The 11,188-nt window shown below is 41.8% G+C and carries 6 protein-coding genes and 1 pseudogene; 1 reads left to right on the top strand and 6 read right to left on the bottom strand.

Annotated elements, in window-relative coordinates; all coding sequences use genetic code 11:
• Nucleotides 1-287 precede the first annotated feature (287 nt).
• From BACFIN_RS11345 to BACFIN_RS11370, 6 genes are all read right to left on the bottom strand, one after another.
• Nucleotides 288-1,610, bottom strand: a complete 1,323-nt coding sequence (locus tag BACFIN_RS11345) for a nucleotide sugar dehydrogenase (protein WP_007752444.1) — start codon at nucleotides 1,608-1,610, stop codon at nucleotides 288-290.
• A 32-nt stretch (nucleotides 1,611-1,642) separates the two neighbouring features.
• Complete coding sequence (locus BACFIN_RS11350) at nucleotides 1,643-4,069, bottom strand: GumC family protein (protein ID WP_007752442.1); 2,427 nt, start codon at nucleotides 4,067-4,069, stop codon at nucleotides 1,643-1,645.
• Nucleotides 4,070-4,079: 10 nt separating this feature from the next.
• The gene (locus tag BACFIN_RS11355; protein ID WP_007752439.1) at nucleotides 4,080-4,910 is read right to left on the bottom strand and encodes a polysaccharide biosynthesis/export family protein; all 831 of its coding nucleotides are present in this window, start codon (nucleotides 4,908-4,910) and stop codon (nucleotides 4,080-4,082) included.
• Between the two features lie 47 nt (nucleotides 4,911-4,957).
• Nucleotides 4,958-6,886 carry a polysaccharide biosynthesis protein gene (locus BACFIN_RS11360; protein ID WP_007752437.1) on the bottom strand — a complete coding sequence of 643 codons (1,929 nt, stop codon included), beginning with the start codon at nucleotides 6,884-6,886 and terminating at the stop codon, nucleotides 4,958-4,960.
• 329 nt (nucleotides 6,887-7,215) lie between these two features.
• On the bottom strand, nucleotides 7,216-7,806 hold the full coding sequence (locus BACFIN_RS11365) for a UpxY family transcription antiterminator (RefSeq protein ID WP_007752428.1): 591 nt from the start codon (nucleotides 7,804-7,806) through the stop codon (nucleotides 7,216-7,218).
• A 118-nt stretch (nucleotides 7,807-7,924) separates the two neighbouring features.
• Nucleotides 7,925-9,382, bottom strand: a complete 1,458-nt coding sequence (locus BACFIN_RS11370) for a DUF3078 domain-containing protein (RefSeq protein ID WP_007752426.1) — start codon at nucleotides 9,380-9,382, stop codon at nucleotides 7,925-7,927.
• A 188-nt stretch (nucleotides 9,383-9,570) separates the two neighbouring features.
• Between BACFIN_RS11370 and BACFIN_RS20720 the strand changes: the two are divergent.
• A pseudogene (locus tag BACFIN_RS20720) lies at nucleotides 9,571-11,182 on the top strand (CTP synthase).
• The last annotated feature ends 6 nt before the right edge of the window (nucleotides 11,183-11,188 follow it).

Genomic DNA, 11,188 nt, shown 5'->3' with positions numbered 1-11,188 from the left:
ACGTTTAATATTAGCTTGCAGCTAAAAAAAATTATAAGTTCATGTTAGCAAAGACACACCCCCCATTAAATATCCTTTGGATATAGTGTTAAGTCTCCAAATGCTTGAAAAGATTCTTCACAAACCCCACTTCAAATTTGTACTTAAAATAAAATCCAACACATTACATTGCTTACATATTTTAAACTTGCAACAAAAATGTTTCTTTTAATCTAAGGTCAAATTTGAGTACTGACAAAATATATTAAAAAGGAGCAGCCAAATAAATTTTGATTGAAAAAACTATTTTAATCTCTACCGAAAATATCGCGTGTATACACTTTCTTTTCTACATCACTTAAACACTCATCAAAACGATTAGCAATAATGGCCTTGCTTAATTCTTTAAAACGAGTAAGATCATTAACGACTTTGGAACCAAAAAAGTTTTCCCCGTTACTAAGTGTAGGTTCGTAGATAATGACTTCTGCCCCTTTAGCCTTTATACGCTTCATAATACCCTGAATAGCGCTCTGTCGAAAATTATCCGAATTAGCCTTCATGGTCAAACGATACACTCCTATAGTGACAGACTCCTTTTGACCATCGTACTGATTGTGTGAATTATAATCGTACCACCCTGCCTTGCGAAGAATGGAATCGGCTATATAATCTTTTCGAGTACGATTACTCTCTACAATAGCAGTTATCATATTCTGGGGTACATCCTGATAGTTGGCAAGGAGTTGCTTGGTATCTTTCGGCAGGCAATAACCGCCATAACCGAATGAGGGATTGTTATAATGTGTCCCGATACGGGGATCAAGACCTACGCCCTCAATGATGGCTTTACTATCCAATCCTTTCATTTCAGCGTATGTGTCAAGTTCATTGAAATAGCTGACACGGAGAGCCAGGTAGGTGTTGGCGAAGAGCTTGACTGCTTCAGCCTCTTTCATACCCATGAAGAGTGTATCAATATTTTCCTTGATAGCCCCTTCCTGCAAAAGGGCGGCAAATATTTTAGCTGCTTCCTCCAACATAGTGACATCCGTGACGGAACGGATCGCCTCATTTTCTTCCGCAAACTCCGGACGGTCGATGATCTTCGGATAACCTACAATGATACGGCTCGGATAGAGATTGTCATAAAGGGCCTTGCTTTCACGAAGGAACTCCGGTGAGAACAGCAGGTTGAACTTCTTTACTCCCTTCTGGGCATATTTTACATAAAGGTTACGGGTATAGCCCACCGGAATTGTCGATTTGATGACCATTACGGCATCGGGATTCACTTCAAGCACAAGATCGATAACTTCCTCCACACGACTCGTATCGAAGTAATTCTTCACAGGGTCGTAGTTTGTAGGAGCGGCTATTACCACAAAGTCGGCGTCAGCATAGGCTAACCTCCCGTCCAAAGTGGCAACAAGATCAAGCGGCTTTTCAGCCAGATACTTCTCGATATAATCATCCTGGATAGGGGAAACCTTGTTGTTCAGTTTCTCCACCTTTTCCGGGATTACATCCACGGCAGTTACATGATGATGTTGTGATAGCAGTGTCGCTATGCTCAGTCCCACATAGCCAGTTCCGGCTACTGCGACCCGAATCTCTTTGAAATCACGCATATTATGTTTGATTTGGTTTTATCAATAGCAGTTTATTTACCCTCCCGACTTGTATGCTGCTCTCCATAACCATAGCCATAACCGTAACGCTTGCCATAGCCATAATACTTGCCGTATTTACCATAACCATAATAATAGCCGTACTTCTTTTTCTGAAGATCCAAGCCGTTAATGGCGATACAGAGGTTAGGCAATTTGTTGTTTTCAGAAAGCTCATTAATCAAAGTAAACTCTGCCTTACGGGTATAATCGGCACGGCATACGTATACCGACAAATCAGCAGTACGCCCTATCAGCAAGGTATCAGTTACCATACCCACGGGGGCAGTATCCAGAATCACATAGTCAAAATTAGCCTTCAACGTTTCGATAGCTTTTTCCAAGCCGTCACGGGCCAATAATTCCGTTGGATTGGGAGGAACTGATCCGCCCGGAAGAATAAACAGATTCTTGTTTATACTGGAAGGCTGTACCAAATCCATCAGATTTTTTGTCGGATTGGTCAGAAACTGGGTAATACCATGTTCCTTTTGGGAAATATTAAAAACCTTATTCAAGCCAGGCTTGCGAATGTCAAGACCAACTATCACAACTTTTTTACCTAATAAAGAAAGACTGATGGCCAAATTGGATGATACGAAAGACTTACCTTCACCACTGATGGTAGATGTCACCAGAATCACATTCTTGCCATTTTCAAGCATAAACTGAAGATTGGTACGTACATTACGGAATGTCTCACTCATCAGGTTATTATGATTCTCAAATACAGCTATAGAACCGGACTTTTCATCCGCCAACGGGATATCGCCAATAACAGGAAGAGAAGTTAGTTTTTCAACATCAGCACGGCCCTCAATCTTGAATTTGGTCAATCCAATCAGATAAATAATACCTACCGGAAATCCTACTCCTAACACCAAGGCGGCAAGATAGACCATCATCCTCTTAGGAGAAACCGGATTGTCGTCCGCTAACGCTTCATCAATAATCTTGGCATTATTTGCTGTAGCTGCCAAAGTGATGGCATTCTCTTCACGTTTTTGAAGTAACATCAAATAAAGGCCGACCTTAATTTCCTGCTGCCGGGCGATACTTACGAACTGACGTTCCTGGGTCGGAGCGTCATTAATGCGACGGGAATAGCGGTTCGCCTCACGGGCAAGGCCTTCTTTGGTTATCTGCAATCCTTTCAATGTAGCATCCAGCGTAGCCTGTACATTGCTCCGCATCGCACGGATACTAGTATCCAAATTTATGATCGTCGGATTATTCTCGGTTGATGTACGGAGCAAACGCTTTCTTTCAACCAACATTTCATTATATCTGTCTATTGCACCAGCTGATGCCGCATCCTGTAATCCAATATTACTTGGTAAGACCTCATATTCATTACCTTGCATATAGCGTTGCAAATCCATCACCAAATTGATTTGAGTCTGGTTTTCCACACGCTTCTTTTCATATTCAGCATTACCGGTTAAGGCTATTTGAGCCTCACTGCTCAAATCTGTAATTCCGGCGCTACGCTTGAAATTCTCCAAGTCTTGTTCGGTACTTCCAAGTTCCTTGGAAATAATGCCGATACGGTCGTCGATGAATTCTGCGGTTTTCTGGGCTACCTCATTCTTGTCATTATTGGCATTGATATTGTACATCTCAAGGAGTTTGTTGATGAAGTCCCTGCCACGCCGGGTATTTGAGTTCTTCAACGAAAGAACAGCTACAGAAGTGGTTTTTGATGTAGGGGCTATCGACAAGGACTGGATATATCCTTTGGCCACAGACATCGGCCGGTTTATAAAAGCTTTTATATGACGCTCTTTACTTTCCTCCTTAGCCTGATTAACCGCCAATGTATCCTTGCTTTCAAAAAAGGCGACCGTCCCCTCATCGGTCGGAAAAACAGCAGGTAATTTATCGAATTGTTTCCGATACTCTTTGTCTTTCACTGTTATCAATACATCCATCCCACCATTGGGAAATAAAGTCATCTCCACTTCCATTGGTGCAGACAGTTTTTCCGCCTCTTGTGGAGTCAAGCTCACCACTACGGGCGAGGTACGGTAAAGTTCCCTATTAGGAAACTCATCTTCATCCTTATAAGTCACAAACAGTCCCAAATTGTTGACCACTTCACGGGCAAGAGACTTTGATTTCAGCACCTCGATTTCATTGTCTACGTTGTTCGACGAGGAAACGAAGCCGTCCAGCCCCATCTTTTCCAGTTCGGAGGACATGCTCGCACCACCGCCTTTCTTGTCATCCTTGATCAAGACTGTAGCGGATATATTATAGACAGGAGTGGCCAGACGCAGGTAACCCCATGCGCAGGCGATACATATTATTACAGAAACCACAAACCAGGGCCAGTGGATCAGGTAACGGAAGAGGATTTCCTGAATGTTCACCTGCTCTTCCGGTTGCTCACCCCGGTTCTCTCTTTTTTCCTCAATCATATCTATATTACTATTTGAAGATTGTTACTAATAAACTTGCCAATGATACCAGAATAGAAGTAGCGGAGAACCACAAGCTGGTACTGTTACCTATATCGGAATTACGGGCTTTTGCTTTATTAGGAGTCACATAAACTATATCATTCTGCTGTAACCAATAATAAGGAGAAAGAATTGTCTCCGCCTTGTTTAAATCCAATGTCACAATTTCCTGTTTGCCATCAGCACCCTCACGAATCAGTTTGACATTGTCACGGACGCCCCAGACCGTCATATCCCCCGCCATAGCCAAGGCTTCTAACAGGTTTACCTTCTCGTTACTGATGGTAAACGTACCCGGACGGGCTACTTCTCCCAATACGGAAATCTTGTAATTAACCATACGCACGGTGACGATCGGAGTCTCCTTGATGTAAGGTTTCAGTTTTTCGACAATCAACTGCTCGGCCTCCTTCTTGGTCAGACCACCAATCTTCAATTCTCCCAATACTGGGAAATCTACCGTGCCTTCGTTGCTGACCAAATAAGTCTGCAAAGAAGGTTGGGATGTTACATAATTATTAGCACTAATATTATTAGGTCCGGCTACTGTCAAATTGAATGGCATAGCCAACTCCGGACTAGTACACGACACCACGATAGTAAGTAAGTCTTTAGGCATTATCTTGGCATCATATAAATTTTCCTGTTGATTGATATCCTTTACAACTCCCGCATCCTGCAAATAAGGTACTTTCTTATAAGACTGACAGGAAGCAAGCAGAAATGCCGCTATCAGGCAAGAAAACAGACTTTCATACAAGCTTCGTACATTCAAATGCGTGCGCAATGATTTATTCATATTAAATGATAATTTATTTATAGAATCTTTTGTTGATTATTTCCTATTTATTCTTTATCCAGTACTTCAAATCGCGGAGAATTTTTTGATTTGAACTCCGGAACTATTTTCTTCATCAACCGCACGGTATCCATGATCTTTACAGCACGCGACAACCTTTCAAACTCTGCATAAGTATCAAGAATATCAGCATATTCATACCGACGAACTTTAGCGATCATGATTTTCTTATTCTCTGTCGGGATTGTATTTTCTTTATCGCTCAATACCTCTTCATAAAGCTTCTCACCCGGACGTAATCCTGTGAATTCTATTTTTATGTCTTCACCTGGACGATAGCCAGCCAATTCGATCATACGAGTCGCCAGATCAACGATCTTGACCGCTTTTCCCATCTCAAAGACAAAGATTTCATTGCCCTCACCCATGGTAGCGGCTTCCATTACCAGACGGCAAGCTTCGGGAATAGTCATGAAGAAACGGATAATATCGGGGTGAGTAACAGTGACTGGACCACCATTCTCTATCTGTTCTTTAAAACGAGGAATAACAGAACCGTTACTACCCAATACATTACCAAAGCGTGTCGTGATAAATTTTGTATGACCTTTCACTTTTCCTTCACGGATAGCACATCCCAGACTTTGAACATAGATTTCTGCCAAACGTTTGGAACAACCCATTACATTAGTAGGATTTACAGCTTTATCCGTAGACACCATAATCATTTTTTCTGCATCATATTCCACAGCCATGTCAGCCACCTGACGAGAACCGGTCACATTGACAAGCACAGCCTCACAAGGATTTTCTTCCATCAATGGTACATGTTTGTAAGCAGCAGCGTGAAAGACGATTTGAGGATGATACAATTCGAATACCATACGAACACGTTCCTTCACACGCACATCACCAATCACCGGAACAAAATCAATATTCGGATATTTTTTCTCAAACTCAAGACGGACATTATGCAGAGGTGTTTCTGCAGAGTCGAACATGATAAGTTTCTGAATTCCCATCTGCACTAATTGACGGCAAAGTTCACTACCAATACTGCCTGCCGCACCAGTCACCAACACCACTTTTCCCCTGAATTCTTCTGCAACTTGACGAAGGTTGATATTAATTTCGGCACGGCCCAGCAAATCCTCAATCTTAATAGGACGTACCCACTGATGAAATTTTCCATCAGAATCCGCCTCACTGATAGTAGGAGCTATCAATGTTTTAAGTTCATTATTTTTACAATATTCCAGAAGGCGTTTTTCTTCCAGACGGGTATCTTCATAACGGGCAAACAGAATCCCCTTAATTCCGCGCTTCCGCATGATATAATCAACATCCGATTCATTTTCAAAGTAATAAACGGGAAGATCTGCCAATCGGCGTCGGCTGTTATTTTTACCATATACATAAAAACCGGCTGCCTTATAATGTGCACTATCCCTAAGACGTAACTTCAGGGCTACACTCTCTTCATTAGTACCATAAATAAGAATACGGGTGTTCTTTTTATTCACCCAATCCAATAAGAAATCATAGATGATTATCAATGATACACGGAAAGTTGTCAAAGTCACTAAGGTCAACAAACCGTCAAATAGAAGATAAGATATTTTATAATTATATGGCAATTGGGTCTCATATATAAATCCGAAAGAAACGATTGCCAAACAAGCTATTTTAAATAATACAGCACACATGATACGCCAAAGTTCACGTGCCTGTGAAAAACGAATCGTATTACGATAAGTATGGAATAATAAAGAGCCAGCAACACTTGCCACCAAAGAAACGCAAGCAAATTTACAAAGCATCCAGTCGGTCATTGGAACATGCGCCATATAATGAATTACCGCATAAGCAACCAATGAACATAATACAGAAATTGCCGTGTCAATACCTAAAATAGACCAATAACTGAAATAATTTTTGCGGGCATATTGCACTATGCCTTTCAATGTCTTTTCCATTATAGTATAAATGAATAAAATAATATTTCGAAATTTGATTTATCTGATTGATTATATCAGCACAAAGGCAATGAGCAGGATTTCAATGTGAGTGTCACCACACCAAGATTCTTTCATCTTTCGATATACACATATATTTCCACACTATATCTTTTACAAGATACAATTCATAATACTGTTATGGATTTTTATTTTTTGAGAGAGATCATCGATAAATATACCCACTGTCTTGTTACCGATGTCAGATAGACTGTCTGCTATTTTACAGACTTTCATTACTATTTTTGCAGTAAAATCCCCCACTACCCCCTATAAAATAGATTGATTACTCACTCACGTAAATCCCCATTTTCAGATACCGGCTCTACACATCCCACCGGTATATCTACACATGCACACCCCAACATTGTCAATCGAACAGCAACTTTAGACTTGCCGTCCACATTTACCAACTCTCCTTCCAAACCTGCCAAAGGTCCTTTTATCACCCGTACCTTTTCTCCCGGTGCCAACGGCGATGTGCTCATACTGATCGTTTCATCCGAATAATCGAGCATAAATTTGAATCGCAACATTTGTTGGTCAGGAATAACAGCTGGAGTACTTTCCCCACGCAGTACCATATAGCGGCTGATAGCGGACAGCGTCAACACCTCTTTTTGTTCTTGAGGGTCGACATGGACAAAAATCATCATCGGAAGTAAAACGCGATCTACCACTTTACGACGATCACTCCATTTATGAACCTCTTGTTGAATAGGAAGGAAATTTTCAATCCCCATTTTCGTTAGTCGCTCACTCGTTTTTTTCTCGTGATATATGCGTACAACCGCCACTAGCCAGCGTTTTGAGCATGCTACGCTTCTGCCAATCACAGTTGTTGGCAGAAGATTTTGATCGTCATTTTTGCTAATGATCATGTATATTTACCCCATATTTCTTGCTACTTCTTAAATGAAGCAACGAAATTTCGTGCAAATATAAATATTATATATCAAACAATATAACAAAAGAATGTTTTTTTTTCACAAATGAAGGCTACCACTTGTAGTTAATACCGAAGCTGAGCAGTTCCTTTAACTGGAAATAGCTGTCACCTTCAGTGGGTTTGGAGCTATCGTCAAAACGGGTGTGAATATAAAGTTTGGTAGAGAGATAACGGTTAAGAACGAAGTTGAACGTGTTTTCCCATTCCACACGTGCCCAATGATAGTTGGTCAGATAGTTGAGACGGGATTCCAATGATACGGCAGAGATGATATTCCAGTTAAACGTAGACTGCAACTGTGAACCGAAGTCATTCTTGGAGCATTTGCCTTTATCCAGACCAAATTTCGTTTCATCCACTTCCGAGTTGTCAATATAACGTAGGTTATAAGTCAATGGCGCCATGAAGACAGAAAGATTGAATTTCTTTTTGTTCAGCTTATAGTCCATACCAATACTGACCGCCAAATCGGCCGGAGACATGAAAGCTGAAACCAGATCTTCGCTGTTGGCCTTGTATCCATTGAAAAACTGGGTCTTGAACTCAGAGGAGATCGTATAATACCAATTCTTAAAAGCTTTCAATCCCAGCTTGTTATAGATGCGAAGTTGGTCGGTTGTGAAAAGATATTTATGGTATTCGTCCGATGGAGTGGAAGTCATACCCACTTTCGCTTCAAGCTGGTTTTCAAACAGCACTTTCTCATTGTCATTATAGTTTGCGAAGATCAGAAAAGTAGCTAATCCGGAGAAGTTGCTCTCCCCTCCCTTATACCAGTTGTCCGAAAGATGGTTCTGGCTGATCTGTAATGAACCGTTACCTCCTACAACCCACCAGTTGGGGCGGCTGATCTTGATATCGGCCTTTCCTACATTATCATTCATATCTTCACGTTGAAACAGATGAATCACATTCGCTTTGGGGGAGATCTTCGGTTTCACATCATGCCGAAAAACATCCCGGCTCATGATACGGTCTTCCGTAGTAACAACCAAATTCGGATGTTGCAGATAAAGATCCATCAAAGCGTTATTGACTAATGTATTGGCACGTCGGGTTTTGGTAAACACCAATGTGTCGTATGGTAAAAGTTCCGATGTCAGTTTGGGGGTAGTGTCCGGCTGCACAGGTTTCCATTCCAGTCTTGAATACTGTTCCATCGGGGCATAGTAATATGCCAAAGGAGTAAACAGACGAAAATAGTCGGGATCCGACGGAATATAGCGTGGCGGTACAGACGGATCATTCAGATAATCCAATTGGGCTATATACTTATTATATAAATAAGAAACGGTATCCAATTTGGGTGTCGGACCGGACATGTTGAGTTTTAACATTAAATATTTCTGGAGTTCTGCCGAAAGTGTATCTGCTTTTATGACTTTGGCCTTAGCCACTACCGTTGAAGATTTGGGAAGTGAAGAATTGCCGGCATTTTCCTGTGCAGAAAGCGATAACGAAAATAACAACAGGATAAAAACTGAATATAAAGTAGTAACTCTCATCATATTTGTTTATGGTTTAGGCTGCAAAGCTACATTATTTTGTTCAGAAATCATAGGATTCTTTCAAAATTGCATTTTTTAATAAAATTGTAGAGACGAAAGTCTGCATTCTTCCTCTTTTTTTATAATTTTGCGCTTTTTAAGTTCATAAGAATACTACTAAGTAAACAATTTTAAAAACAGTTATAGCTGTGGGAGAAACAAAGTATATTTTCGTCACCGGTGGTGTTGCCTCTTCATTAGGAAAAGGTATCATTTCATCTTCCATCGGTAAGTTGCTGCAAGCAAGAGGTTATAATGTAACCATTCAAAAATTTGACCCGTACATCAACATCGACCCGGGAACACTGAATCCATACGAGCACGGAGAATGCTATGTAACGGTAGACGGACACGAAGCCGACCTCGACCTGGGACATTATGAAAGATTTCTGGGAATACAAACGACTAAGGCGAACAACATTACTACAGGACGCATCTACAAAAGCGTCATCGACAAAGAGCGTCGTGGAGATTATCTGGGTAAAACGATTCAGGTGATTCCGCATATCACGGATGAAATCAAACGGAATGTAAAACTGCTCGGTAACAAATACAAATTCGATTTTGTCATCACCGAGATCGGTGGTACGGTAGGCGATATCGAGTCACTCCCCTACCTCGAAAGTATCCGTCAGTTGAAGTGGGAACTCGGTAAGAATGCTCTTTGCGTGCACCTGACTTATGTCCCGTATCTTGCTGCCGCCGGAGAATTGAAAACTAAACCGACTCAACACTCGGTGAAGGAACTCCAAAGTGTGGGTATCCAGCCGGATGTACTGGTACTGCGTGCCGAACACCCGTTAAGCGACGGATTGCGCAAGAAAGTGGCACAATTCTGTAATGTGGATGATAAAGCCGTAGTGCAATCTATCGACGCAGAAACAATCTACGAGGTTCCTATCCTGATGCAGGCACAAGGCTTGGATAGCACCATTCTCGAAAAAATGGGACTGCCGGTAGGAGAAACTCCGGGGCTCGGTCCATGGCGTAAATTCTTGGAACGCCGCCACGCAGCTGAGACCAAAGAGCCTATCAACATCGCATTGGTCGGAAAATATGACTTGCAGGATGCTTACAAATCTATTCGTGAAGCATTGTCGCAGGCCGGTACTTACAACGACCGCAAAGTGGAAGTACATTTCGTAAACAGCGAAAAGCTGACGGACGAGAATGTGGGTGAAGCCTTGAAAGGTATGGCGGGTGTCATGATCGGACCGGGATTCGGCCAACGGGGTATTGACGGTAAGTTTGTAGCTATCAAATATACACGTACACATGATATTCCGACTTTCGGAATCTGTCTGGGGAGTGCAATGTATCGCCATCGAATTTGCCCGCAACGTATTGGGATATACAGACGCCAACTCACGCGAAATGGATGAGAAGACTCCGCACAACGTGATTGATATCATGGAAGAGCAGAAAGCGATCACCAATATGGGCGGAACCATGCGTTTGGGTGCTTACGAGTGTGTATTGCAGAAAGGCTCTAAAGCATATCAGGCATACGGAGAGGAACATATTCAGGAACGCCACCGTCACCGTTACGAGTTCAATAATGACTACAAGGAACAGTACGAAGCTGCCGGTATGAAATGTGTAGGTATCAATCCCGAATCGGATCTGGTGGAAATCGTAGAAATTCCGACATTGAAATGGTTCGTAGGTACGCAGTTCCATCCGGAATATGGAAGCACGGTACTGAACCCGCACCCGTTGTTCGTGGCGTTTGTGAAAGCGGCTATCGAAAACGAAAAGTAATTAGTA

This window comes from Bacteroides finegoldii DSM 17565 (genome assembly GCF_000156195.1).
GTDB classification, from domain to species: domain Bacteria; phylum Bacteroidota; class Bacteroidia; order Bacteroidales; family Bacteroidaceae; genus Bacteroides; species Bacteroides finegoldii.
This window is presented reverse-complemented; position numbering and strand designations above follow the sequence as displayed.

Bases quoted from the DNA above. Each gene is read 5' to 3' on its own strand.
- BACFIN_RS11345 (WP_007752444.1), bottom strand. From the start codon at position 1,610: ATGCGTGATTTCAAAGAGATTCGGGTCGCAGTAGCCGGAACTGGCTAT.
- BACFIN_RS11350 (WP_007752442.1), bottom strand. From the start codon at position 4,069: ATGATTGAGGAAAAAAGAGAGAACCGGGGTGAGCAACCGGAAGAGCAG.
- BACFIN_RS11355 (WP_007752439.1), bottom strand. From the start codon at position 4,910: ATGAATAAATCATTGCGCACGCATTTGAATGTACGAAGCTTGTATGAA.
- BACFIN_RS11360 (WP_007752437.1), bottom strand. From the start codon at position 6,886: ATGGAAAAGACATTGAAAGGCATAGTGCAATATGCCCGCAAAAATTAT.
- BACFIN_RS11365 (WP_007752428.1), bottom strand. From the start codon at position 7,806: ATGATCATTAGCAAAAATGACGATCAAAATCTTCTGCCAACAACTGTG.
- BACFIN_RS11370 (WP_007752426.1), bottom strand. From the start codon at position 9,382: ATGATGAGAGTTACTACTTTATATTCAGTTTTTATCCTGTTGTTATTT.